This window comes from Aliarcobacter trophiarum LMG 25534, from assembly GCF_003355515.1.
Classification (GTDB): Bacteria; Campylobacterota; Campylobacteria; order Campylobacterales; family Arcobacteraceae; genus Aliarcobacter; species Aliarcobacter trophiarum.
This window is the reverse complement of record NZ_CP031367.1, coordinates 981,990-1,008,408: the sequence shown is the minus strand read 5'-3', so window position 1 is coordinate 1,008,408 and position 26,419 is coordinate 981,990. Positions and strand designations below refer to the sequence as shown.

The following is a 26,419-nucleotide window of genomic DNA, read 5'->3' as shown; positions in this document are numbered from 1 at the left end:
TTTTCTGGCAAATTTTGTAAAAAAGTCATCTAAAGGTACTTTTGATACTTAAAAGCCTACAAGAGTTTTCCAAAATTGCTATTTTTTTAACAAGTTCATGAATATCTCTATCATAAATATATGTACCAATCCCTTTAATTACAAGTAGATTATGTTCTGTATTTTTTATAGATTTTGTAATTTCCAAAGCACTTCTTGCTTTCCATGTTGATAAATCTCCAGGATTATATATTGGAACTTCTCCAAAAAACGTTTTCCCAAAATAATCTTCAAAAATTATATTATCATGACCTAGAGTATATGCTGTTGTATAAATTGGCATTCCAAATGCAATATATTTTGCTTCATGAATATTTGTATATATAGCTGAATGAGTATATGCATCTTTACTTGCTATATTCCATCTATAGTCTGGTTTGTTCATATTTAAAGTACAAAAAGACTTTTCATCTAAATTATCAAAAACTGCATCTTTTGCATTTATCATAAAGTGTTCATGATCTAGCTTAGCAGAAATAGCACCTTGAAAGATACCAAAGAAATTTTTTGTAAACATTGATAGTGATAGTTCTGATAGTAGTTTTACTGTATCTTGATTTAACATTTTAAGCCTTAAATAAAATTTTGATATTATATAGGAATTTTAATAAAAGGTTTAATTTGCAAGATATACCACATATTCCTGTTTTATATTATGAAGTTTTAAATAGTTTTAAAGATATAAAAGGTGGATACATTATAGATTGTACTACTGGATATGCAGGACATAGTAGTGGCTTATTGGAGCAAAATAGTGAAGTAAAGTTAATTTGCAACGATCAAGATGATGAGGCTTTAGAATTTAGTAAAAAAAGATTAAACGAGTTTGAAAGTAGAGTCAAGTTTAATAAAGGAAATTTTGATAGTGTTATAACTACATACAAAAGTTATGATATAAGGGGAATTTTAGCAGATATTGGAGTATCATCTTTACAACTTGATAAACTTGATAGAGGTTTTAGTTTTAATTCACAAAATCTAGATATGAGAATGGATCAAAATCAAAGTTTAGATGCTGCAACTGTTATAAATTCTTATTCTCAGCTGGAACTTGAACATATTTTTAAAGAGTATGGAGAGATAAGAGAGTATAAAAGAATTGCCTCTTTAATCGTTCAAAATAGACCATTTTATAGTGCAAAAGAGCTTGCAGAGTTTTTTTATAATAAACTTCCTAAAGGAAAAATTCACCCAGCTACTTTAATTTTTCAAGCAATTAGAATTGAAGTAAATGATGAATTAGGTGTTTTAGATAGATTATTCAAATCTATTGAAGAAATAAAACCAAAAGATTGTATTGTTGCAATAATATCTTTTCACTCTTTAGAAGATAGAGTTGTAAAAAATTATTTTAAAAAATGGAGTGAAAGTTGTATTTGTCCAAAAGAAGCTTTTAGATGTGAGTGTGGAAACAGTCACTCTTTAGGTAAAATTATTACAAAAAAGCCTATAATAGCAACTTCTTTTGAGATAAAACAAAATCCAAGAAGCAGAAGTGCAAAGTTAAGGGTATTTAGATTTGTTTAAATTAAACCAAAAAAATTCATTAAGATTTGTCATTATTATGCTATTTTTAGCACTTGTTATGTATATACCAAAAATATATGTGAGTAATAATATTTATTATACAAGTAAAGATGTAAATAGATTATACTCGCATTATATTTCACTAAATGAAGAGAACACTTTTTTAAGCAAACAATTAGAAGATATGAAGTTTAAAAATCAGGTCTTAGACTCTCTTTTATTTAATCCACTAATTAGACTTGAGAATAAATAAGCTATAAAATTGTTATTCCCAAAACTTTATTTAATATATTACTATCTTGTGTAAACCCCTCTTGCTCCTTTGCTGGTTCAAGTGTGGTAATAGCAGTTTTCCCTATTATATATCTAAACTCTTTATTGTCTTTATCTTTTAATTTTACACTCCAAACATTATGAACAACCAAAGGTTCATTATTTTCTATACCCATGTATAGCATTATATGCCCTTTTAAATATACTAAAGTTGAGAAAGGGACACCATTTTTTCTTATAAACTCTTTTTTCTCATCCAAATTTAGTTGAGAAATATCATAATACTTTCCATTCGTTGTTTGTGCTTTAGAGTTTCTATGAAGATATTTTCCAAAAACACTAAAATAATCTTGTGTAAAGCTAGAGCAATCTCTATTGTTTAAAAGCCCAGCCCAACCATATGGTTCATCTATAAACTCTTTTAAAATTTTAGTACGATTTTCGTAAGTATAAGCCAAAGGCATTTGCTCTACATACATATCTTCTATATTAATATATGCTATTTTTGCATTTAAACTATCATCTTTCTTTGCAACAATATAGCTTTCATCTTTTTTTGGAAAAATTGTACCAACTTTTATATACTCTCTAAAAATAGGGTCATAAATAGCAAATTTCTCTTTTGTAGCTATAAAATAATCATTTGATGTAAACTCTTTTATAAAATCATCATCTACAAAGGCTATACTATTTATCTCAACCCAACCACCTACAAAATGGGACTCAACAAATGCCCAAGCTCTATCTTTTGATAGATGAGAAACCAATAATGGAGTATTGATTTTAAGGAGTGAATTTTGATTATAATCAAAAGGAAAACCCTCTCCTGGCAAACTAGGATTATAAAACATTGGAGAATTTGTCGGTAATACTCTTACATTTGTATTTTTTAAAGTTATTGCTTTTTTAGGCTCTTTGTTATAGTTTTCAAAATTTGCATTATCAATCTTTTTATCAAACCACTCTGTTGTAGCCAATTGGTGATTTTCAAGATATACTTTTTTATATCTATATGAAAATCCCCATTTTGCTTCTAGTTCTTTGTAAGATAATCTTTCTTGTTTCCAAGGTTTAAAATAATTATTAAAATAGGCATCTTTCTCTATGTAAATAGAGGTATCATCTACTTTTTTTGATAGTTTTTCAATAATATCTTGTTTTTCTTCAAAAATTGTTGGTTTTTCTATTGGCTTTTTTTGACTACAAGCAGTAAATAAAAGAGATATTGCTAAAATAGTAGCAAAATATCTAAAAATATTTAACATAATTATCCTTTGGAATTTTTAAAGGATTGTACCATTTTATCATTGAAAGTAATTTCATTTAAACTTTAGGAAAAAATATATGTATAAATTATCAATAAGTAAAGAGTTGTTTGAAAATATATTGTTAAAAAATATAAAAGTTATAGAAAAAGAGGCTAGTAAATATTGGAAAAAAGAGTTTTTAGAACCAAAAATAATAGAAGATAACATATATTATGATATAAAAAGTATTGATAAAATAGTTTTTGTTAATACTTTTGGTGAAGATAAACCACAAATTATTGTAGAGTGCAGAAAAATAGAGTATTTAAAGGATAAAAATCTATTTAAAATATACCTTGGTAAAGTTTTGGAACAAAAAAATATAGATTTATTTAAAGATGAAAAAGATATTTTGATTAAAAAATTACTTGACGAAAAACAGGAACTTATAAAGATTTTAGAAGATATAAAAAGAAATAGCTTAAGATAGCTAGGAGTTCCTAACTATCTTAAAAGTGACTATTTATTTTACTATTTTATCTGCAAGTTCTTGCATTGTAGCTTCTGACATACCTTTTACTTGACCTGTCATCATACCTTTCATAGGACCACCATAAGTTCCATCTTGATAACCTTTTAAAGCAGCTACAAATTCAGCTTTTGTTAGATCTTTGATAATTTTAGATTTACCTAAAGCTACTTTTTCTCCATTTGCACCATGACATGCTACACATGCTGCGTAAGGATTTGCAAATGCAAAAGTTGCTGCTAAAAGTGTTGTTGCTAAAACTATTTTCTTCATATTATTTCCCTTTTTAATTAAGATGGAGAATTATAGGAAATGTAAGTTTAAAACAAATTGATTTTGGTCAAGTTTTAAAATTATTTTTTTTTATTTTGAAAATATTAATACTATTTTCAACAGTTTTAGCAGATATTTCTAGTTCTTCTTTCTCTTTGCTACTTAAATCTAGTTCTATAATCTTTTCAATACCATTTTTACCAATTATAGCAGGTACTCCTAGAGTTATATCTTCATAACCATAATCTTTTATAAGTAAAGTTGAAACTTGAAAAATATTTTTACTATCTTCTATAATAGCTTTACAAAGTAAAAAGCAAGAATAAGAAGGTGCAAAATAAGCTGAGCCTGTTTTTAATAACTCTACTACTTTAGCCCCACCATTTTTTGTACTATCTAAAATATAATCTAAATCATCTTTTTTTAAAATATCAACTATCTTCTTACCATCAATTTTTGCATGGTTTATCAAAGGAAGCATTGTATTTGAATGTGCACCTATTACCATAGCTTCTATCTTTTCATAAGGAAAATCTATTTTTTCATCGATATAGTATTTAAATCTTGCACTATCTAAAGTTCCAGCCATTCCAAAAACTCTATTTCTAGGAAGTTTTGTCTTTTTTAAAGCTACATAAACCATTGCATCTAGTGGATTTGAGACAATTAAAAATATAGCCTTTGGATTATTTTCTAAAATGTCATCAAATATTGAGTTTATGATTTTTTCATTTGTATAAAGCAACTCTTCTCTACTCATATTTGGTTTTCTTGCTACTCCTGCTGTTATTACAACAATATCACAATCTTTAAATTCACTATTTTCTATACAAGCTTTTATTTTTGTTTTATTATTTGTAGTTTTACAAGCTTGTGAAATATCAAGAGCCATAGCTTTTGTATAATCTTCTCTTATATCTTTTAATAAGATTTTATTACATAAACTACTCAAAGCTAAGCTAAAAGCCAAACTAGAGCCAACATTTCCAACTCCTACTATTCCAATAGTTTTATTATTCAAAATATTATACCTTTTAAAAATTTTATGGATTATAGCTGTTTATTGATTAGAGAATTTTTGAAGAGTGAAAAGTATGAGAAGATTTATCTTCTCATACTCTTAAAATTAACCAATTATTTTATTTAGTGTAGTAGATGGTCTCATAACTTTTGAAGTTAATTCATCATCAAATAAATAATATCCACCAGTATTTGCGCTCTTTCCTTGAACTTCTGTAAGTTCTTTTAAAATTTGTGCTTCATTTTCATTTAAAGCTTTTGCAATTGGTGCAAACTCAGCTTTAAGCTCAGCATCATCATTTTGAGATGCTAACTCATCTGCCCAGTACATTGCAAGATAGAAATGGCTTCCTCTATTATCTATACTTCCAATTTTTCTAGCTGGAGATTTATCATTTATTAAAAATGTTCCTGTTGCTTTATCTAAAGTTTTAGATAAAACAGCAGCTTTTTTATTATTTTGAGTATTTGATAAGTGGTCAAATGAAGCAGCAAGTGCCATAAATTCACCTAAACTATCCCATCTTAAGTAGTTCTCTTCTTGAAGTTGTTGAACATGTTTTGGTGCAGAACCACCAGCTCCTGTTTCAAATAACCCTCCACCTTGCATTAATGGAACAATAGAAAGCATTTTTGCAGATGTTCCTAGCTCTAAAATTGGGAATAGGTCAGTATTGTAATCTCTAAATACATTTCCAGTAACACTAATAGTATCAAGACCTTTTCTCATTCTATCAAGTGAATATTGCATTGCATCATCTGGAGATTTTATAGATATTTCAAGACCTGTTAAATCAAAATCTTTTAAATATTTCTCAACCTTAGCTATCATTTGTGCATCATGGCCTCTATTTTTATCTAACCAGAATACTGCAGGAGTATTTGATAATTTTGCTCTATTAACAGCTAGTTTTACCCAATCTTTAATTGGTTCATCTTTAGTTTGACACATTCTAAAGATATCATCTTTATCAACATCAAGACTAAATACAGACTCTCCTGCACTATTTGTAACAACAATTTTTCCATCACCTATAGCTTGGAAAGTTTTATCGTGGCTTCCATACTCTTCAGCTTTTTTTGCCATTAAACCAACATTTGGAACTGTTCCCATCGTTTTTGGATCCAAAGCTCCATGTTTTTTACAATCATCAATAATAATTTGATATGTTGTAGCATAACATCTATCTGGAATCATTGCTAAAGTATCTTCTTCTTTATCCTCTATATTCCACATTTTTCCACCACCTCTAATCATAGCAGGCATTGAAGCATCTATAATAACATCAGAAGGTACATGTAAATTTGTGATACCTTTTGCAGAGTTTACCATTGCAAGTCTTGGTTGTTTTGCATAAACAGCATCAATATCAGCTAAAATTTCAGCTCTTTTTGCATCATCAACTTGGTCTAGTTTAGAGTATAAATCTCCTAATCCATTGTTGAAATTTACTCCTAATTTATCAAAAGTTGTTCCATGTTTTGCTATTAAATCTTTAAAATATACTTTTACAGCAAATCCAAACATAATAGGATCTGATACTTTCATCATTGTTGCTTTTAGGTGTAAAGATAATAGAACATCAGCTTTCTTCGCTTCATCTATTCCTTTTTGATAGAACTCTTGAAGAGCTTTTGCACTCATTTTTGTAGCATCTACAACTTCACCATTTTCAAGTTTTAAGCTCTCTTTTAAAACAGCCTCTTTCCCATCTTTACCTATAAATGTAACTTTAAAGTTATCAGCATTATTCAAAGTAGTTGAAACTTCATTTCCAAAAAAGTCATTTGAATACATATGCGCTACATTTGTTTTTGAATCTTTTTTCCACTCTCCCATTTTATGAGGGTTATTTTTTGCATAGTTTTTAACAGCTCCAGGGGCTCTTCTATCACTATTTCCTTCTCTTAATACAGGGTTTACAGCTGAACCCAAGATTTTTGAATATTTTGCAGTAGTCTCTGGGCTCTCATCATAATTTGGAACATTATAACCTTTTGATTGAAGCTCAGCAATAGCAGCTTTTAATTGAGGAATTGAAGCAGATATATTTGGTAGCTTAATAATATTTGCTTTTGGGTCTTGTGTCATGTCTCCTAATTCACTTAAAGCATCACCAATTTTTTGTTCTGCTTTTAATTTTTCAGGAAAAGTCGAAATAATTCTTCCAGCTAGTGAAATATCTTTTTGAACCATTTCAATACCAGAACTTTTTGTAAAAGCTTGTACGATTGGTAAAAATGAGTATGTTGCAAGTGCAGGTGCCTCATCAACTTTTGTGTAAATAATTTGTGCCATTTTCTTATCCTAAATTTTAAATTTGATATGGCAAGATTGTAACTAGATTTATATTTAAAGATATTTAATTTAGTTATATTTTAGGATGTGAGTATTTGATTGTTTCAAATATTCACATCTTAATTTACACTATTAAATAAATCTTTTATTGAAGGTGCCTTTTGATTTGAAATATCATTTTTCATAATATCCATAGCTTCATTATCTATATCACTTGGTTTATCATTTACTTTTGTATAAGTTTTTGCCACTCCTACATTCGCATTTATATTATTTTGATGTGTTTCATAATCATTTGAAAATTTATGGAGCCCTGTTTTATTGTCTCTTACAAAATATAAATAGTTACTTTTTACAGGAAAAATTGCAGCTTTTATTGAATCTAAACTAACCGCACAAACAGGATCTTTTGGTAAACCTCTATTTTTGTAAGTATTGTAAGAACTCTCATCATTTCTTATTCTATCAGCAGTTACAACACTGTTTGAGTATTTTCCATAGTTTAGTGTTCCATCCATTTGAAGTGCCATATTTTTTTTAAGTCTATTGTGAATTACACTGGCAACTATTGGCATCTCATTTATTGTTGCTGCTTCTTTTTGTATAACTGAAGCTAAAGTTATATATCTATACCATTTCTCTTTGTCATATTGTCCAAATATTTTTTTAGAGAACTCTTCATATTTTTTGTTTGTTTGAGAAAATAGATAAAATAATATATACTCCTCGCTCATTCCAACTGGTAAAGAGTAGCTATCTGCTAAAATATTTCCATCTAGTTTATAAGAGTGTTCATTGTAAATTTTTTGAAGTCTATTCTCATCTAAAGCAAATTCTGTTGAAATTTTTTTTAAGAAAAAGTGTGAAGTTTCACCAGGAATTAAAGTAACTGTTTTTAAAGCAGCCTTTGATGTAAGAAGTTTTATTAAAAAATCCATTTTAGTTAATTTTGTTTGTTCAACATCAATCCAACCACTTTGAATAAAACCACCAGATTTTAAAATAACCTCATCAATTATATTCATTTCATAACCATTTTTGTTTAGGTGTGATACAATACTAGTTGTACTACCTTTGGGAATAAATAATATTTTATTTGTAACTACTGGTAAATTTAAATAATAAAGCACAACAATACAAAAGATAAGGGATAAATATAAAGTGTTAAAAAAAATTAGAATTTTTGTATTGTTACTCTTATCATCTATTTTATTGTTGATATTTTCTCTTCTATTTTCAGGTATCAAAATAAGCTCTTTTCAGTTATTAAATTTTAAAATTTCGCAATTCTATATCAAATTGGATAAAAAACTGATTTTGGATATTAAAAATATTGAATATAAATCAGAAAAAAAGTCGACAAATAGTTCAATAGAGGATATAAAAAATAATTTAGAGATTTTACCAAATGTATTAAAATGGTTCCAAAATATTAATATAGAAAAACTTTCAATCAATGATAATGTAGTTAAAGTAGTATTTAATGAAGATGTTTTAAGTGTCGAAAATAAGTTTTTTTTACTTGACTCAAAAATAGATGTTTTATCCAAAGAGGTTTCACTAGATATTATTAATTTATACCTAAAAGATTACAATATTTTATTTAAGGGAAAAGCTAGAATTGACTATTTTTATGAAGAGTTAAAATATTTTGGTGATATTTACTATGAAGATTTAATAATTAATGGAAATGTTGATATTTCAAAAGGAGTAGTTAAATTTTTTATAAAAAGTGACTACTTTAAAGATATACATTTCTTAAAAAAATATCTTGATTTACCAGATATTGCAAACTCTTGGATGTATGATAATGTAAGAGGAGATTTCAAATTAGATTGGTTTTATGGGGAATTTGATTTAAATAAAAATGAGATAATAGAGAAAACTCTTCAAGGTGAAGCTTTTATTCAAAATGCAAAAATAAGGTTTGAAAATAGTTTAGATGAGATAGAAACAAGTAGAGTTGATGTAAATTTCAAAAATAGCACTTTACATTTTAATTTAATCAATGCAATATATAAAGGGAAAAATCTTAAAAATAGTTTTGTGACAATAAAAGATATTGCAGATGAAAACAGTGGTTTGGTTTTGGTAAATATAGAGACTAAGAGCTCTTTAGATAGAGATATTTTAGATATTTTAAAGGCTTATAATGTAGTTGTTCCTGTTTTGCAAAAAAATGGAGAAACAGAGGCTAAACTTCTTCTATCTTTTCCTTATGCAGAAGATAAGCCTATAGGTTATAATGGAGTTTTTATAGCAGAAAAATCAAATATTTCAATTTCTGGTTTTGATTTTCAAACAGATGGTGCAAAAGTTATTTTAGATAATAATTTGTTGTATATCAAAGATGCTAGTTTTGTTTTTCAAGATATTGTAGATGCAAAAACAGATTTAAAATTGGACTTAAATAGTCTAAAAGCAGATGGAAATGCATATATAAATAGAGTTTTAATAAAAGATAATAATGGCTCAAAAGTTTTAGATATTAACAATAAAAATAGTTTTATTCTTATGGATTTTAGTAAAAATGTAGATATTTTATTAAAAGATTTAAGTACAACTATAAAATATGATAAGTTTTTAACTATAGATATAGGTGATATTTCAAAAATATATAACTACTCAGATATTTTAAAACAAAATAGTATAAAAAATGGAAATATATCTTTAAAAATTATAGATAAGGATAAAATTGATTTTAAAGGTTTTGTTGGTGGCTTTTCAAGCATTATAAAAAAAGAGAATAAAGATGTAAATAGTTTAGAATTTTATGGAAGCATTGATAAAGAAGGAACAGAAATCTCTTCTCAAGACAACTCTATAAAATTGAATTTAAGAGATAATATAGCGCTATTTTTAGATGGATATGAGATATATTTTGATAGTAATCTAACTAAAAATAGTAAGCTTGATTTTGATGCAAATATTGATTTGAAAAATTGTAAATTGTTTATCGATGAAGAAGAGTATAAAATAAAAGTTGCCGATTTATTTATAAAAAAAGATTTAATATCTTTTAATGCAACTTTATCTGATTTAAATATACCTATAAAAAAAGATAATCAAGAGCTAAAAGAGTTAAATATTGTAGGAAAATATAAAAACAATATTTTGGATATAAATACAAAAACGGATGATATTTTTTTAAGAGTTAAAGATGGACAAATAACTATAAAATTAGATGGTTATGATATATATTATGATACAAAATATATTAATATACATGAGAATACTGAAAATATAGGTATTATAGGAACAAAATCAAATATAGTTATAGATAATAGAAACAAAATTTTAGCAGATTTTTATGAGTTAAATATCAATAAAGATAGAAAATTCTTCTATTTAGAGTTTGAAGATAGTAAAGTAAGTTTTACAAATATAGGAGAAAATATAGATATTTATATAGCAAAACTAAATGAAAAATTTATAAACTCCTTTGCAAATAGTAATATTTTAGATGGAGGGAGTATAAATCTTTATGCAAATGGAACTACAAAAAGCATAAAAGGAAAATTACTAGTAGAAGATAGTAGTCTAAAAAATGTGAGTGTTTTAAATAATATTATGTTTTTTATTGAAAGTTCACCAGCTTTTATAAATCCTCTTTTAGCAATTCCTGCTGTTTTTGGTCTAAATAAGTTGGGAATTTATAAGATAAAAGAGGGTGTAGTTGAGTTTGATTATGATAGTGATAAAAATGTAATTAATATAAAAGATTTGCAAACAGTTGGAAATGGTATGGATTTTGAAGGAGAAGGAGTATTAGATTTAGGTAATAAAGAGTTAAATGTAAAATTAAATCTAATATTTCTAAAGACCTACTCATCTATATTTGAATATATTCCAATAGTAAATTATATTTTATTAGGAGATGAAAAAAGAGTTGAAACACAAATTCAATTAACTGGAGATTTAAATGATCCAGTAATTACTACAAATCTCTTTAAAGATGGTTTTAATGCACCTTTGAATATATTTAAAAGAGTATTCACTACTCCTTCAAATTTAATAGATAATTTTAATAAAGTAAATCAAACAGGTGATGAAAAGTAGAATTTTTCATAAAATCCTTATAGCTATTTTGATATAATTTTTGCTATGGAAAATTTAATAAAAAAACTAGACTTAAGCGATTATATAGCAAACTTTTCAAAACTTTTTGCAAGAGAAAAATCTATAATTTTAGAGGGTGATATAAATATTCACTATAAAATCATAAGTGAACTTTCAAACTACAATATAAATCAACCATTAAACATACAAAATCTTGATACACAACTTGTGCATATTCAAAAGCAGGGTGTTTTAAGAGTTTATGAAATTTATGAATTTATAAAGATAATAAACTATTTTTTATATTTAAAAAAGTTCAATTTTGAAGGAAAACTTTTTGAATGGATAGATAAAATTATAATTCCAGCTGATATTTTAAAGATTTGTGAATATTTTGATGATAAAGCAAATCTAAAAGAGGGCATAAATGAGGATTATGACAATATTAAACAAGCAATTTATAAAAATAAAGAAGAGATAAAACATAGTCTCTTTAAACTTATAAACTCTTCAAAAATAAAACCATATTTAGTTGATATGCAGGTTCATTTTATAAATCAAGAAGAGTGTTTACTTGTTCGTGGTGGATTTAATCATACTCTTAGTGGAAGTGTAATTGAAAGATCCAATTCAGGATTTTTTTATGTAGTTCCTCATAGTGTTAGTGATTTAAAAGAGAAACAGAGTGATTTAAAAAATAGACAAGAGGAGATTTTATTTAAACTTTGTAAAGAAATTTCTCATATTTTTGAGAAAAATCTTCTATTTCTGAAGTTTATAAATAAAGAGTTTGATAGATTTGATCACTATCAAGCTAGGGTATTCTTTGCAAAAATAGGGGACAAAAACTTTATTTTGCCATCAAAAAAAGATGAAAATAGACTTGTTGATTTTTGTCATCCAGCTTTAAGCAATCCAAAACCGATAACTATTGACTTTTCAAAAAGTGTTATTATGATAACAGGAGTTAATGCTGGTGGAAAAACAATGATGTTAAAATCAATTTTAAGTGCGATTTTTTTATCAAAATATCTTATTCCTTATAATACTCATAAAAGTACAGTTGTAAGTAACTTTAAATCTATAAATGCAGTTTTAGATGACCCACAAAGTGTAAAAAATGACATTTCAACTTTTGCTGGAAGAATGTTAGAATTTTCTAAACTTTTTGAGGTTAAAAATGCAATAGTTGGAGTTGATGAGATAGAGTTAGGAACTGATTCAGATGAAGCTTCTAGCTTATTTAAGGTAATTATTGAAGATTTAATTAAAAATGATATAAAAATTATAATCACAACACACCACAAAAGATTGGCAGCATTAATGGCTTCAAACCCAAATGTTGAGTTAATAGCAGCACTTTATGATGAAGAGAATCAAAGACCAACTTATGAATTTTTGCAAGGTACTATTGGAAGATCTTATGCTTTTGAAACAGCTTTGAGATATAAAATTCCAGCTGGTGTTGTAAAAAGAGCAAAAGAGGTTTATGGAGAAGATAAAGATAGATTAAATGAGTTAATAGAAAGAAGTAGTGAATTAGAAAGAGATTATAAACAGAAGATAGCAATTTTAGATAGCGAAATAGAGAACTATAAAAGATTAACAAACAATTTAAAAGAGCAAAAAGAGAGTTTAGATTTACATATTTATAGCGAAAAATCAAAGCTTCATAAAGAGTATAAAGATGCAAGAGATGAAGCAAAAAGAGCTATAAAAGCTAAGCTAGTTAGTCAATCTCATCAACACTTAAATATTTCACATAAAATGGCAAAAGAGATAGAAGTTGAAAAAGTTCAAGAAAAAGTGGAGTTAAAAGTTGGGGATAGGGTAAAATATAGAAATACCAAAGGAGCTATTGTTTCAATAAAAGGAGCTAAAGCTTTTATTGAAAATGATATGGGAATGAAAGTTCAAGTTATGCTTAGTGATTTAAGTAGAAGTGGAAATCCTCCACCAAAAATACCTACAAAAAAAGCAGTTGTAACTATACAAAAACCAGAAACTGGAAATATAAAGCTTGATTTACATGGTCAAAGAGCAGAAGAGGCTATTGAAAATCTTGATAAATTTTTAAGTGATGCACTACTTGCTGGATTTGAAGAGGTTTTGGTTTATCACGGAATTGGTACAGGAAAACTTGCGTTTGCAGTAAAAGAGTTCTTAAAAAAGCATCCTAGAGTAAAAAACTTTGAAGATGCACATCCAAGTAGTGGTGGATTTGGGGCTAAAGTTATAAAACTTTAGCTCTATTGATTTACTACTCTTGAATCTTTTTTTCGCATAATATTCTTTTTATACGATTACTTCCTACTTCTAGAATTTTGTAAGTACAATCTTTGTCTTCTATTAGTTCACCCTCAAATGGCAATCTTCCTATTAGATTAAAAACTCTTCCTCCAATTGTTACAGATGTTTCAGGTTCTTCAAAAGTTATATTTAAAATCTCTTCAACTTTTTCAATATTAACCATTCCATCTAGTTCATAACTATTTTCATCTATTTTTTTAATAGTTTCATTTTTTGGGTCATGTTCATCTCTTGTTTCACCAATAATCTCTTCAATAATATCATCTAAAGTAATAAGACCTGAAGTCCCTCCATACTCATCAACAACTAATGCTAAATGTATTCGACTTTTATTCATTCTTGTTAGAATTGCAGATATTGAAGTGTTTTCAGGCACCATAATAATTGGTCTTACAAGTTTTGAAATATCAATCTCTTTATTTTCAAGAGCATTATTTAATAAATCTCTAGTATGAACCATACCTACAATATTATCTTTTCCTCCATGGCAATATGGATATCTTGTATGCTTTGTTGATGTAACTCTTTGAATATTCTCTTCAAAACTTTTTTCAGAGTTTAAGCACATCATATCTTTACGTGGTGTCATAATCTCTTTTGCAACAGTTTCTGAAAAATCAACTGCATTTTTGATTATTTCACTTTCAACTGAATCAATATGCCCGCCTTTAAAGCTCTCATTTACAATAATTCTAAGCTCTTCTTCTGAATGAGCTAATTCGTGCTCTGTTGCAGCCTTAACTCCCAATCCTTTAAGAACAGAAGCAGCAACAATATCAAAAAACCTAATAAGTGGATAGAAAACTAACCAAAATAGATATAAAGGACGAGCTATATATAAAACCATAACTTCAGCTTTTGCAATAGCTATAGATTTTGGAACAATCTCACCAAAAACAACATGCAAAAATGTAACAATTGAAAAGGCAATAGTAAAGCTTATTGTATGAAGCAATACGGGATTATTCTCAAAAAAAGATACATTTGACTCAATTAATCTAGCAAGAGCGGGTTCTCCAATCCAACCTAAAGCTAAAGATGAAAAAGTAATTCCAAGTTGAGTTGCACTTAAATAAGTATCAAGAGAGTTTGACATCTTTAATGCCAAAGAGGCACTTTTTTTGCCTTGTTTTACAAATTCCTCAAGTTTTGTTCGCCTGACTTTTACAATAGCAAATTCTGACAGAACGAAAAATCCATTCATTAGCACTAAGATAAGTGCGGTAAAAAGCATAACATAGGACTGTATATCGGAATCCAAATTTTTCCTTTAATTTAAATTTATTTATGGCTAGAAATATAAACCATATTGACTTAATTTTAGCTTTTAAATCACTGTTTTATTGCTTTTAAATTTAGCTCAATAATTGGGGATGATTTTTTAATATCTTTTTCCAAAATAACCTGTTTTTTGTCTATTGATTTATCATTTAAAAGATATTGTTCAATATTTAAAGCTCTTTGTTTAGCAATTGCCTCTTTTTCATTTTTCTCATCAAATGATGGAGAAAAACTAATTGCAAACTCTTTTTTACTTTTTAAAATAATTGCTATTTTATCTAAAGTCTCTTTTTGAACAGGAGTTATCTCACTCTCTTTTAAATTAAAATCTACACTATTTATCTCATCTTCACTAAAATTAAATAAACTTCCAATAAGTGAGAATGGTGCTGTAATTGCTTTTGTAATAAGATTTATAAATGCTTTCCAAACTATTGCTGCAATAGAGAATTGTGGGTCATCAACATTCCCAGAAACAGGAAGATTAATATCAATTGTTTTTGAACTATCTTCAAGAAGAGTAATTGCTAAATCTAAAGGCAAAGAGATAGCTTCAGGGTCTTCCACCTTATCACCTAAAACTAGCTTTTTAATTACAATATTATTTTTTGCTTTTAAATTAGATTGGCTAATATTGTAGTTTAAATCAAGTTCCAATTTTCCATCTTTTATTGTTCTACCAACAAATTTTGCAGTATATGGTGTAAAATTCTTCATAGAGATATTATTAAACTTCATATTTATATCAGTTAGAATTTTTATATTATTTGGATTTACTATACCTGTTATTTTAGCAACTCCATATTCATCTACAATACCATTTATTTCAAGTTCTGAACTACTTTTATTTTTATTTTTTATTTCTGATATTTCACCTTTTAATTTTGAAATTGTTGTTTTAAAAGGAATTGCTAGATTTTTATCTTCAAAATCTAAAGTCATATTGTTTATATTAATAGGTCCTAGATTAAATCTCGTTTTTTTTCTATTATTAATCTCTTCTTGCTCTTCTTTCTCTTTTATCTCACCATTTTTTTGAGTAGTTTTTGCTAAAACTATAGAGATATGTGGATTATTTAAATTTGTTTTTTCAATTTTAAAAAAACTATTTTTGCTAATTAATTTTCTTAGGTCAAGATCTATATTTTTAGCTTCTATTTTGAGTTTACTAGCTACATTTAAAATATCTATTTTAGGCTCTTTTAATAAGATTTGACCAAAGATTATTGAATCTTTTTTTAGATTAAAGTTTGATATTTTTAAGTTTGTATTTTTTGTACTTATATCAAAAGAGCTATTTGTATCAAAAAAATTAACATTTGTATCATACAGTTCACTTTTATCTATAGAAATATTGTTTTGTTTATCCAATAAAAAGTTATTTACTTTTAGTTTACTACTTTTAGAACTAATTGAGAAGTTGTTATTTTTATCTTCTAGTAGGAGATCATTTAAAATTATATTTGATAAATCGAAAGATATTTCATCAAAAATCGATAGCTTTGATAATTTTAATTCTATATTATTTGTAGCAATTTTCATTTTTAATTTCTCATCTTCAAATATTATTTTATCTTTCTTTAAAGCTGAATTTACTACTTCAATTTTTGAACCATTTATAAAAATATCATCACTTTTTAAATCTGTTTTATTTGAGCTAATATTTAATTTATTCTTTTTATCAAGGTATTTTGTAATAGAAGTAACTAAATTAGCACCTTTAATATTTATCTTATTATTAATAATATTTATATTTGAAGTTTTTACTTTTATATCTTTAATATTTAACTTTGAATTATTTAAAATATCATCAAAATCATAGTTTGCATTTAGATTTATATTATCTAAATTTATTTTCCACGGTTTGCTATCATTATTACTATTTTCTTTACTATTTTTTATCTCTTCTTCATCTTTTTGGACTTTTAAAAGGTTTGCAAAATTAACTCCTGCTTTATCCAAAATCATATTTGCATACAAATCTTTTATATATAAATCTTTAAAATTTAACTCTTGATTGTTTAAATCAAATGAAAAATATTTTAAATCTAGCTTATTTAACCTAGCTATCTCTTTTTGATTTTGCTTCAACTGTAAATTATTTATCTCAAAAATATCACTATTTAAAAATAGTTTAAAATTATCTGTTGTATCAATATTATAGTTTAAATCAAGATTTATATTTGCCTCAGGATTTAATTCAAAATTAAAAAGAGATTTATCAAAATCTAAAAGCTCTTTTATCTTTAAATTTGAGATATTAATCTTTCCATAAGCTATAAATGGGTCAATTTTTAGACCACCAGATATTTTAATATCTGTATTCTCATTTAATTTAAACTCTAAATTATTTGAAGATAAAGAGTTCTTAAATGTTCCAAAATCATATATAGTATAGTTTATATCTTTTAGGTATAGATTGTATTTTTTACTATCTGTAAAACTTGTAAAATCAATATTTGCATCTTTTAAAACTATTTTAGAAACTAAAAAATCAATTAATTTTTCAGTTTCTGTAGTTTTTGTCTCTTCTTTTATTGTATCTGTTGGTTTAAGTAAATTTGCTAGATTAAAAAAACCTTTTTTCTCTTCAATAATATTTAGATAAATTCCTTCAAGTACAACATCTTTTATGTGAATATGTTTTTTTTCTATTGACTTTAAAGCTCTAAAATCTATAAATAAGCTTTTCAAACCTAGAACTTTTTGCTCTTTATCATCTAAAAGTGTAAAATCTTTTATCTCCAAATTTAGAGTTAGTGGATTAAAATAAATATCTTCTATTTTTGTTTTTGTAATTAAAATTTCATCTAAATTTTTAATAATCTCTTTTTTTGCAATATAAGGAAGTAGAAAAAAACCACTTAAAATATATAAAAATAGTAGTGTTATTATTATATAAGATGTGATTTTTAGAGCTTTCATTTTTCTTTTCCTTTAAGTGTGTTTATTTTTTGAGATTATAGCATAGTAATAAATCAATTTATTGTAAAGCAGTTTCAATATAGTATCTTTTATTTTTCTCTTTTACTTCAAGTTTTATATCAAAAATAGTGCTTAGGTTTTCACTATTTAAGATTTCCTCTTTTTTACCAATTTTAAATATAGTTTGATTATAAATCAAAGCTACATTCTTTATTTCAGAAAATATCTCTTCAAGATGGTGAGTTACTAAAATAATTGTTGCTTTTAGTGATAGCTTTTGTAGTAGTTTTATAAAATTTATTTGTGCTTTTATATCAAGCCCAACGGTTGGTTCGTCCAAAACAAAGGCTTTTGGCTCATGTATTAAAGCCCTTCCAACTATACATTTTCGTAGTTGTCCTGTACTCATAGAGGATACTTTTTTATCTTTTAAATCAAAAATCTCTAAAAATTTCATAACTTCAAGAGCTTTTTTTATCTGTTGTTTTGTAAAATCTTGATGTGTAAAAATCCCTATAGAACCATAAAAACCACTTAAAACTACTTCAAATCCACTCATATATGAAGCCTCTTTTTCGAAGTAATTATGTAAATCATTTGTTATAATTCCTAGCTCTTTCCTTAGTTCAAATATAGAGTAATTCTTTTTTCCAAAAATCTCTTTTTTAAAATTTTTAGTATGTCTTGGGTGAATTTGTGACTGGATTAGTTTCATTAAAGTTGATTTTCCACTCCCATTTGCTCCTAAAATTGCAAAATGCTCTCCACTTTTTATTTTTAAATTTATATCTTTTAAAATAATATTTTCATCATATCCAACATCGATATTTTCGAATTCTATTATATACATACTTGCTCCTAAGATTGGATAATAGCCATTTTACAATAAGAGTACTAACTATTTTATTAAGTTTTTTAATAGTACAATATTGCCGAAATTTTTTGATATATATAAAAATCAAAAAAACTTACAACTTCTAAAGGAGCGTTTAGCATGAATAATCAGATTAAAGTTGCAATTGTTGGATATGGAAATTTAGGAAGAGGTGTTGAACTTTCTATTTTAAAAAATCCTGATATAAGTTTGGTGGCGGTTTTTTCAAGAAGAGACCCAAAAAGTGTAACTACAATAAATACTCCAGTGTTTTCGTTAGATAATATATTAGATTATAAAGATAAAGTAGATGTTTTAATTTTATGTGGTGGCTCAAAAGATGATTTACCTATACAAGGACCTCTTTTTGCAGAACATTTTAATATAGTTGATAGCTACGATAATCATGCAAAAATTCCTGAATATTTTGAAAATGTTGATAAATCTTGCCAAAAAAATAAAAAAATAGGGATGATTTCTGTTGGCTGGGATCCTGGAATGTTCTCAATAAATAGATTATATGGAGAAGCTCTTTTACCAGATGGAGATACTTATACATTTTGGGGAAAAGGATTAAGCCAAGGACACTCAGATGCAATTAGAAGAGTAAATGGTGTTAAAGCAGGAGTTCAATATACTATTCCTTCAAATGATGCTATTACTAAAGTGAGAAGTGGAGTAAGACCTACTTTAAGTACAAAAGATAAACATACAAGAGAGTGTTTTGTAGTTTTAAATGATGATGCAGATGCAAAAAAAGTAGAAAATGAGATAAAAACTATGCCAAACTATTTTGAGCCATATGATACAACTGTAAATTTTATAAGCCAAGAAGAGTTTGATAAAAATCACAACACTATGCCTCATGGAGGATTTGTAATACGAAGTGGGAAATCAAGTGATAGTGTAAATCAAGTAATTGAATATGCTTTAAAACTAGATAGTAATCCTGAGTTTACAGCAAGTGTACTTGTAGCTTATGCTAGAGCTACACACAAAATGGCTTTAAAAGGTGAATTTGGAGCTAAAACAGTATTTGATGTAGCACCAATTTTACTATCATCTAAATCACCTATTCAATTAGTAAAAGAGCTTTTATAAGCTCTTTTACATTGCAATACTTTGAGTCTTTGTATATATTTGATTATCTATCTCATCTAATTTAAACTCTTTTTGTCTTATTATCAAAGATAGATTGTTAATTGTCTCATTTTTTATATAAATATCTTGGCTTAAACTATCTAAAGTATCGTTTTTTGTAAGAACTTGAACTATTAAATCATTTAGTTCACTCTCTTTTTTTGTAACTTTATCTATAATATCATTTAAAATATAGTATTGTTTCGCTAATTTTGAATTTAGCTCTTCAAGCTCTAGCTCTTTTTTGGCAACTTGATTATTTATATAAGATAAATTCTTATTTTGTAGATATATTTGATTATCAAAACCTTTTAAGTCCTCTTCATTCTCAAATGTATTATCACTGTTTATGGCTGAATATATTTTTTGAGGAGCATAATCCATTTTTAAATTAATAGCTACGAATTTCAATCTTTCCATCATATCTTTTTTTTGCATTCTTGCATTTCTTCCTAATGAGAAGTCAAACATAGAGAAAATTGCATGAGCATGAGGAGTTAAAATAGTTGAGAACTCAGAAATATCTACCTTTATAGAAAAATCCTCATCTTTTTTTCCATTTAATCCATCTTTAGTTATATACCAGTTATTATCATCTTTTTTTAATATATTTTTGTGAGGATAAAAATCTTTATTGTTTTTTGTAAAATATCCTTCATCTTTATGAATTGTCAGATTTATTAGTTCATGTCCACCAAACTCTTGTTTTAACTCAAAAAAGAGATCTAAAATATCATTTGAATTATGGTGCATATCTATTGAGATTATAGCCTCTTGGAAAATATTTTCCACCGCACTTTTTTGCATATTTTGTTTTACATGCTCTTTGTATCTAGTTTGTGCTTTTTGTAAGAACTCATCATATTCATAATATTTATTAAAACTATTAGTATTTGAATTATCTACTACTTTATAGTTTAAACCATTTTCTCTGTTTATGTGTGATTGTGAAATTTGTGTTAGTTTTTCTACACTAAATGAAGCTTTTCCCATATTTTCCCCTATATGATATGGTGCTACAGCACCAAAAAAATCGCATATAAGATTAAACTTGATTTTTCTTGAAAGTTTGCTTAAAAAAATAGGCAAAAAGCCCATTTTTCCAACAATTGCTGCTAAATAGTTTTAGAAAATCTTCTTTTATCTTCAGGTATTTTGTTTAAATAAGCATCAAAAGGCATGCAGATATTTCTAATAAGCATAGAGCCAGTTTGAGAAACTTCAATTTTATCATCTGAAATCTCTATTAAATTAGCATTTTCAAACTCTTTTAAAGCTAAAAGGGCATCTTTAAAATACTCTTTAAAAGATATTTTAAACTCATTCTCTACTTTTTTCATATTTAATGAGAAGTTACTCATAAGTTCCATAATTACAAACTGTCTAAGAATATCATCATCACTTAATTTATAACCTTTAAATATAGGCAAATCTCCATTATCAATAGCTTTTTCCCAATCTTCTAAATCTTTAAAATTTTGCGCATAATAATCAACACCATTTCCAATAGATGTAACACCAATACCTATTAAATCAGCTCCACCTTTTGTTGTATATCCTTGGAAATTTCTATGAAGTTCACCTTTTTCTATAGCTTTAAAAAGTTCATCTTCTGGTTTTGCGAAGTGGTCCATTCCTACCATTTTATAGCCATTTTGTGTAAAAAAATCTATTGTGTCTTTTAGCATTTCAAGTTTTTCATGCGGAGATGGAAAAGTTGTTTCATCAAACTTTCTCATAGTTTTCATAAGCCATGGAACATGGGCATAGTTAAATACTGCAAATCTATCAACATCTAAAGTTAACATTTTTTCTAAAGTTTTTTTGAAACTCTCTTTTGTTTGATGTGGTAAACCATATATTAAATCAGTATTTATTGATTTAATTCCAGCATCTCTGGCTATCTTTATAACATTCTGTGTTAACTCAAAAGGTTGAATTCTATGAATTGTTTTTTGAACAGTCTCATCTAAATCTTGTACTCCAAAACTAAGTCTATTTACTCCACCAGCTTTTAAAACATCCATATGCTCTTTTGTAAAGTATCTAGGATCTACTTCACAAGATAGCTCTGCATCGCTACTAAAATTTGGGAAAATACTTTTTATAGTTTTTATTACATCTTCAAGTTGAATAGGCGAAAAAAAAGTTGGAGTTCCACCACCAAAGTGCATCTGTGTTACAACTCTTTTTGTATCTAAATATTTTTTTAAAATATTTAACTCTTTTTTTAAATACTCAATATATCTTGTTTTTTTATCCTCTTTAGATGTAAAAATAGTGTTACATCCACAAAAATAACAAGCACTTCTACAAAATGGAAGATGAATATATAAAGATAGACTTCTATTTTTATCCTGATTTTTGAAGTAAGTTTTTAAATCTTCTTGTGTAAATTTTTCACTAAACTCAGGTGCCGTTGGATATGAAGTATATCTAGGTCCTGGTTTTGAATATTTTACAAATTTAGCAAAATCTATCATCTATTTTTTATCACTTTTTTTTGTTTTTTTACTACTTATTATCTTTTCATCTCTTTTCTTATCTAACCAAACCATAATTCCTTTTTGTGCATGAAGTCTATTTTCAGCCTCTTCAAATACTCTACTTTGTTTTCCTTCAAGAACTGCTTCACTTACTTCATAATCTCTATATGCTGGTAAACAGTGTAAAAATATAGCTTTTTTGTCTGCAAGATTCATTAAGTTTTCATCTACGATAAAACCACTAAAATCTTTTATTCTCATATTTTTTTCACTCTCTTGACCCATTGATATCCAAGTATCAGTTGTAACAACTGTTGCATTTTTTACAGCAACTTTTGGATCAAAACTAGTTGTAATTTTTGCACCAGATTTTTTTGCTTCTTTTAAAGCTTCTTCTAAAACATCTCTATCAACTTGATAGTTTTTTGGAGTTGCAACTCTTAGTTCAAATCCTAATTTTGCTGCCATATTTAGCCATGAATGGGCCATATTGTTTCCATCTCCAATATATGCAACAACTAAATTTTTATCAAGACCTTCTTCCATAATTGTTAGATAGTCTGCCATTAGTTGAATTGGATGAAGTTTATCTGTAAGACCATTTATTACAGGAACTTTTGAATATTTTGCAAACTCTTCTAACTTTTCTTGCTCAAAAGTTCTAATCATTACCATATCTACCATTCTTGAAATAACTCTTGAAGTGTCTTTCATAGGCTCACCTCGACCTAGTTGTATATCATTTGATGATAAAAATAGTCCAACACCACCAAGCTCATAAATACCAGCTTCAAATGAAACTCTAGTTCTTGTTGAGCTTTTTTCAAAAATCATTCCTAATATTTTTTTTGGCATATAATCTTTGTGAATTCCAGCCTTTGCTCTATCTTTTATCTTTTTTGCAAGATTTAAAATCTCTAAAATCTCCTCTTTTGAGAAGTCCATTAAACTTAAAAAGTGTCTCATAATATTTTCCTTATATGGATTAAAAGCCAATATTTTAGTTAATTTTTCTTTATAAAAACTTAATATTTAGTTTAAATAGAGATTTAAATTATCTATTCATCTTTGTTTTAGCTGAAATAGTACTTTTTATACTAGAAAATATAGATTGAAATATAGTATATTTTTATGAAATAATAACACTTTTGTGACTTTTTAGCTTACAAGCTATTAAGATAAACTTTTTTAAACTTCCACCTTGAATATAAAGGATAAATATATGCAAATAGAGATTTTAAAAAGAGATGGAAAAAAAGAGAAATTTGAAGCTTTTAAGATTGAAGATGCAATTAAAAAAGCTTTCAAGAGTGTAAATATCAATTATGATAAATCAATCTATTTTTCAGTTTTATTTGAGATAAAGAGTAAAAATATAAATGCTGTTGAGGATATTCAAGATTTAATAGAAAAAGAGCTATTTAAAAGTGAATATTTCACTGTAATGAAAAGTTTTATGCTTTATAGACACCTTCATAAAATCCAAAGAGAGCAAATTTTAGGATTAAATGAGGATACAACTTATGTAAACTCAACTCAAACAATACAAGAGTATATAGATGGCGAAGATTGGAGAATAAAAGCAAATTCAAACACAGGCTACTCACATGCTGGACTTATAAACAATAGTGCAGGAAAACTAATAGCAAACTACTGGCTAGATAAAATATATACAAAAGAGCAAGGATATGCTCATAGAAATGCAGATATTCATATTCACGATTTAGATTGTCTAAGTGCATATTGTGCAGGTTGGAGTTTGAGAGTTTTACTTGATGAAGGATTTAATGAAGTAAGAGGAAGGGTTGAAAGTAAAGCTCCAAATCACTTTAGAGAAGCTTTGGGTCAAATGGCAAATTTTTTAGGAATACTTCAAAGTGAGTGGGCTGGGGCTCAAGCTTTTAGCTCTTTTGATACATATTTGGCTCCTTATGTTTTTAAAGATAAACTAGAGTTTAATGAGATTAAAAAAGCCATTAGAAGCTTTATTTATAACTTAAATGTTCCAGCACGTTGGGGGCAAAGCCCATTTACAAATATTACAATAGATTGGACTGTTCCAGAGGATTTAAAAGAGCAAATTCCTACACGAAATCAAAAACATCTTTTAAGAGATTTAGAAGATAGTGAGCTTTTAACAGAGGCAAAAAATAGAGGTGCTGATAGTTTTGAGAAGCTTACATATAAACATTTTCAAAAAGAGATGAATGCTATAAATAGAGCTTATTATGAAATTATGACAGAGGGTGATAAAACAGGACAACCATTCACTTTTCCAATTCCAACAGTAAATATCACGGAAGATTTTGATTGGGATGGAGAGAATACAGATATTTTATTTGAAAATACTGCAAAAGTAGGGAGTAGTTACTTTCAAAATTTTGTAGGAAGTCAATATAAAAAAGATATAAATGGGAATTTAATAGCAAATGAAGAAGCCTATAAACCAGGACATGTAAGAAGTATGTGTTGTCGTCTTCAATTAGATTTAAGAGAGCTCTTAAAAAGAGGTGGTGGACTTTTCGGAAGTGCTGAGATGACTGGAAGTATTGGAGTTGTTACAATTAATATGGCAAGGCTTGGATATTTATATAAAAATAATACAAAAGGATTATATGCACGAATTGAAGAGCTAATGGATTTGGCAAAAGATAGTTTAGAAAAAAAGAGAGTTTTTGTACAAGAGATGTATGATAGAGGGCTTTATCCTTATACAAAAAGATATTTACCACACTTTAATAACCATTTTTCAACTATTGGAGTAAATGGAATAAATGAAATGCTTAAAAACCTTTTTGATGAAGATTTTGATTTATCAACACAAAAAGGTATAGAATTTACCACAGAGATTTTAGATTTTATGAGAGCAAAGATGGTTGAGTACCAAGAACGAACTGGAAACTTATACAATCTTGAAGCAACTCCAGCAGAGGGAACTACATATAGGTTTGCAAAAGAAGATATAAAAAGATACCCAGATATTATTCAAGCTGGAGAGCAAAAAAATATCTATTATACGAACTCTTCACAGTTACCAGTTGATTTTACAGATGATCCTTTTGAAGCTTTAGAACTACAAGATAACTTACAGTGTAAATATACAGGTGGAACAGTACTTCACTTATATATGAAAGAGAAAATCTCAAGCCCAAATGCTTGTAAAAAACTTGTAAAAAATGTGATAAGTAGCTTTAGATTGCCATATATTACGATTACGCCACTTTTTAGTGTATGCCCAATTCATGGCTATTTGGTGGGTGAACATGAGTATTGCCCAAAATGTGATGATGAAATTTTAAAAAAGGAGTTAAAAAATGGAAAAAATAAAATTGCTTGAAAAAAATATGGAAAAGAGAACAAAATGTATAGTATATACTAGGGTTATGGGTTACCATAGACCAGTTGAAAGTTTTAATATAGGGAAAAAAGGTGAACATAGACAAAGAGTTAAATTTATTGAACAAAAAGATTGTTTATAGTTTCACAAAATTCTCTACGAGTGACTATATAGGCGAAATTGCCTGTATAGTTTGGCATATTTCTTGTAATCTCAGATGCAGTTACTGTTATAATGATAATATTGTTTTTAGCAAACAAGGTAGTTTTTCTCATAATGATATTTTAGAATTTTTAAGAAAGAGAACTGGTTTATTAACAGCGGTTGTATTAAGTGGTGGAGAAGCTACTATGCATGATTTAAAACCATTTTGTGTAGAGCTTAAAAAACTGGGATTTAAAATAAAACTTGATACAAATGGAGTAAACTTTAAACATATAAAAGAGCTTTTAACTGAAGATTTAATAGATTTTATAGCTCTTGATTTTAAGGCTACAAAAGATAAATATGAAAATATTACTCAAAAAAACTCTTATCATAAGTTTTTTGAAACTTTAACTTATCTTATAAAAATATCTTTTCCTTTTGAGTTAAGAGCTACTATAAATGCAGATTTACTAGATTCTAAAGATATAAATATTATGATAGAAACGGCATATAATGTGGGATATAAAGGGATTTTTTATATTCAAAACTTTTTAATAACCCCTTCAAATATTGGGAATATTACTCAAAAAAAAGTACTAGAAAAAGAGAAAATAAGAGAAGATTTATTAAAAATCGAGTTTAGAAATTAGAAT

Annotated in this window: 21 protein-coding genes; 9 read left to right on the top strand and 12 right to left on the bottom strand. The window is 26.9% G+C overall.

The window, feature by feature from the left end; genetic code table 11:
• Positions 1 to 25: 25 nt before the first annotated feature.
• Positions 26 to 604 (bottom strand): class II aldolase and adducin N-terminal domain-containing protein, encoded by a 579-nt coding sequence (locus ATR_RS05155; protein WP_115428410.1) that lies wholly within the window; start codon positions 602 to 604, stop codon positions 26 to 28.
• Positions 605 to 660: 56 nt separating this feature from the next.
• Between ATR_RS05155 and rsmH the strand changes: the two genes are divergently transcribed.
• Positions 661 to 1,566 carry a 16S rRNA (cytosine(1402)-N(4))-methyltransferase RsmH gene (gene rsmH, locus ATR_RS05150; RefSeq protein WP_115428409.1) on the top strand — a complete coding sequence of 302 codons (906 nt, stop codon included), beginning with the start codon at positions 661 to 663 and terminating at the stop codon, positions 1,564 to 1,566.
• On the top strand, positions 1,559 to 1,819 hold the full coding sequence (locus tag ATR_RS05145; RefSeq protein ID WP_115428408.1) for a hypothetical protein: 261 nt from the start codon (positions 1,559 to 1,561) through the stop codon (positions 1,817 to 1,819). Before rsmH ends, ATR_RS05145 begins: the two co-directional genes overlap by 8 nt.
• Position 1,820: 1 nt before the next feature.
• Here the strand turns inward: ATR_RS05145 and ATR_RS05140 are convergent, their stop codons facing one another.
• Positions 1,821 to 3,104, bottom strand: a complete 1,284-nt coding sequence (locus ATR_RS05140; protein ID WP_115428407.1) for a C40 family peptidase — start codon at positions 3,102 to 3,104, stop codon at positions 1,821 to 1,823.
• Between the two features lie 79 nt (positions 3,105 to 3,183).
• On the opposite strand from ATR_RS05140, the gene ATR_RS05135 reads away from it, so the two are divergent.
• Positions 3,184 to 3,576, top strand: coding sequence for a hypothetical protein (locus tag ATR_RS05135; RefSeq protein ID WP_115428406.1), 393 nt, complete (start codon positions 3,184 to 3,186; stop codon positions 3,574 to 3,576).
• 33 nt (positions 3,577 to 3,609) lie between these two features.
• Here the strand turns inward: ATR_RS05135 and ATR_RS05130 are convergent, their stop codons facing one another.
• The 4 genes from ATR_RS05130 to mltG all read right to left on the bottom strand — a co-directional run bounded on the left by ATR_RS05130 (position 3,610) and on the right by mltG (position 8,232).
• A complete protein-coding gene (locus ATR_RS05130) occupies positions 3,610 to 3,888 on the bottom strand; it encodes a c-type cytochrome (RefSeq protein WP_115428405.1) in 279 nt (92 codons plus the stop codon).
• A gap of 67 nt (positions 3,889 to 3,955) precedes the next feature.
• A complete protein-coding gene (locus tag ATR_RS05125) occupies positions 3,956 to 4,909 on the bottom strand; it encodes a malate dehydrogenase (RefSeq protein WP_115428404.1) in 954 nt (317 codons plus the stop codon).
• Positions 4,910 to 5,014: 105 nt separating this feature from the next.
• The gene (locus ATR_RS05120; RefSeq protein WP_115428403.1) at positions 5,015 to 7,207 is read right to left on the bottom strand and encodes an NADP-dependent isocitrate dehydrogenase; all 2,193 of its coding nucleotides are present in this window, start codon (positions 7,205 to 7,207) and stop codon (positions 5,015 to 5,017) included.
• 119 nt (positions 7,208 to 7,326) lie between these two features.
• Entirely contained in the window at positions 7,327 to 8,232 is a 906-nt protein-coding gene (gene mltG / locus ATR_RS05115) for an endolytic transglycosylase MltG (protein ID WP_235657210.1), read from the bottom strand.
• A gap of 292 nt (positions 8,233 to 8,524) precedes the next feature.
• On the opposite strand from mltG, the gene ATR_RS05110 reads away from it, so the two are divergent.
• Positions 8,525 to 11,266, top strand: a complete 2,742-nt coding sequence (locus ATR_RS05110) for a YhdP family protein (protein WP_128997249.1) — start codon at positions 8,525 to 8,527, stop codon at positions 11,264 to 11,266.
• A 45-nt stretch (positions 11,267 to 11,311) separates the two neighbouring features.
• Positions 11,312 to 13,513 carry an endonuclease MutS2 gene (locus ATR_RS05105; RefSeq protein WP_115428401.1) on the top strand — a complete coding sequence of 734 codons (2,202 nt, stop codon included), beginning with the start codon at positions 11,312 to 11,314 and terminating at the stop codon, positions 13,511 to 13,513.
• Positions 13,514 to 13,526: 13 nt separating this feature from the next.
• Here ATR_RS05105 and ATR_RS05100 read toward each other — a convergent pair whose 3' ends face one another.
• The 3 genes from ATR_RS05100 to ATR_RS05090 form a co-directional block, all read right to left on the bottom strand.
• Positions 13,527 to 14,810: a hemolysin family protein gene (locus ATR_RS05100; RefSeq protein WP_115428400.1), complete on the bottom strand. Its 1,284-nt coding sequence runs from the start codon at positions 14,808 to 14,810 to the stop codon at positions 13,527 to 13,529.
• Positions 14,811 to 14,908: 98 nt separating this feature from the next.
• On the bottom strand, positions 14,909 to 17,782 hold the full coding sequence (locus ATR_RS05095) for a DUF748 domain-containing protein (RefSeq protein WP_115428399.1): 2,874 nt from the start codon (positions 17,780 to 17,782) through the stop codon (positions 14,909 to 14,911).
• Positions 17,783 to 17,840: 58 nt separating this feature from the next.
• Positions 17,841 to 18,632 (bottom strand): ABC transporter ATP-binding protein, encoded by a 792-nt coding sequence (locus tag ATR_RS05090; RefSeq protein WP_115428398.1) that lies wholly within the window; start codon positions 18,630 to 18,632, stop codon positions 17,841 to 17,843.
• Between the two features lie 144 nt (positions 18,633 to 18,776).
• Between ATR_RS05090 and ATR_RS05085 the strand changes: the two genes are divergently transcribed.
• Positions 18,777 to 19,757 (top strand): diaminopimelate dehydrogenase, encoded by a 981-nt coding sequence (locus tag ATR_RS05085; RefSeq protein WP_115428397.1) that lies wholly within the window; start codon positions 18,777 to 18,779, stop codon positions 19,755 to 19,757.
• Between the two features lie 6 nt (positions 19,758 to 19,763).
• Here ATR_RS05085 and ATR_RS05080 read toward each other — a convergent pair whose 3' ends face one another.
• Genes ATR_RS05080 through argF form a run of 3 tightly spaced genes read right to left on the bottom strand, consistent with a single transcriptional unit; the run spans position 19,764 to position 23,248 of the window.
• Positions 19,764 to 20,885 (bottom strand): hypothetical protein, encoded by a 1,122-nt coding sequence (locus ATR_RS05080; RefSeq protein ID WP_152031131.1) that lies wholly within the window; start codon positions 20,883 to 20,885, stop codon positions 19,764 to 19,766.
• A gap of 26 nt (positions 20,886 to 20,911) precedes the next feature.
• The gene (gene hemN / locus ATR_RS05075; protein ID WP_115428395.1) at positions 20,912 to 22,279 is read right to left on the bottom strand and encodes an oxygen-independent coproporphyrinogen III oxidase; all 1,368 of its coding nucleotides are present in this window, start codon (positions 22,277 to 22,279) and stop codon (positions 20,912 to 20,914) included.
• Positions 22,280 to 23,248, bottom strand: a complete 969-nt coding sequence (gene argF / locus ATR_RS05070; RefSeq protein ID WP_115428394.1) for an ornithine carbamoyltransferase — start codon at positions 23,246 to 23,248, stop codon at positions 22,280 to 22,282.
• 256 nt (positions 23,249 to 23,504) lie between these two features.
• Between argF and ATR_RS05065 the strand changes: the two genes are divergently transcribed.
• From ATR_RS05065 to ATR_RS05055, 3 genes are read left to right on the top strand one after another with little or no spacing between them, the layout of a single operon-like run.
• Complete coding sequence (locus ATR_RS05065) at positions 23,505 to 25,619, top strand: ribonucleoside triphosphate reductase (RefSeq protein ID WP_115428393.1); 2,115 nt, start codon at positions 23,505 to 23,507, stop codon at positions 25,617 to 25,619.
• Positions 25,597 to 25,761: an anaerobic ribonucleoside-triphosphate reductase gene (nrdD, locus tag ATR_RS09935; RefSeq protein ID WP_115428392.1), complete on the top strand. Its 165-nt coding sequence runs from the start codon at positions 25,597 to 25,599 to the stop codon at positions 25,759 to 25,761. The genes ATR_RS05065 and nrdD overlap by 23 nt, the downstream gene beginning before the upstream one ends.
• Positions 25,712 to 26,416, top strand: coding sequence for an anaerobic ribonucleoside-triphosphate reductase activating protein (locus ATR_RS05055; protein WP_235657209.1), 705 nt, complete (start codon positions 25,712 to 25,714; stop codon positions 26,414 to 26,416). Before nrdD ends, ATR_RS05055 begins: the two co-directional genes overlap by 50 nt.
• The last annotated feature ends 3 nt before the right edge of the window (positions 26,417 to 26,419 follow it).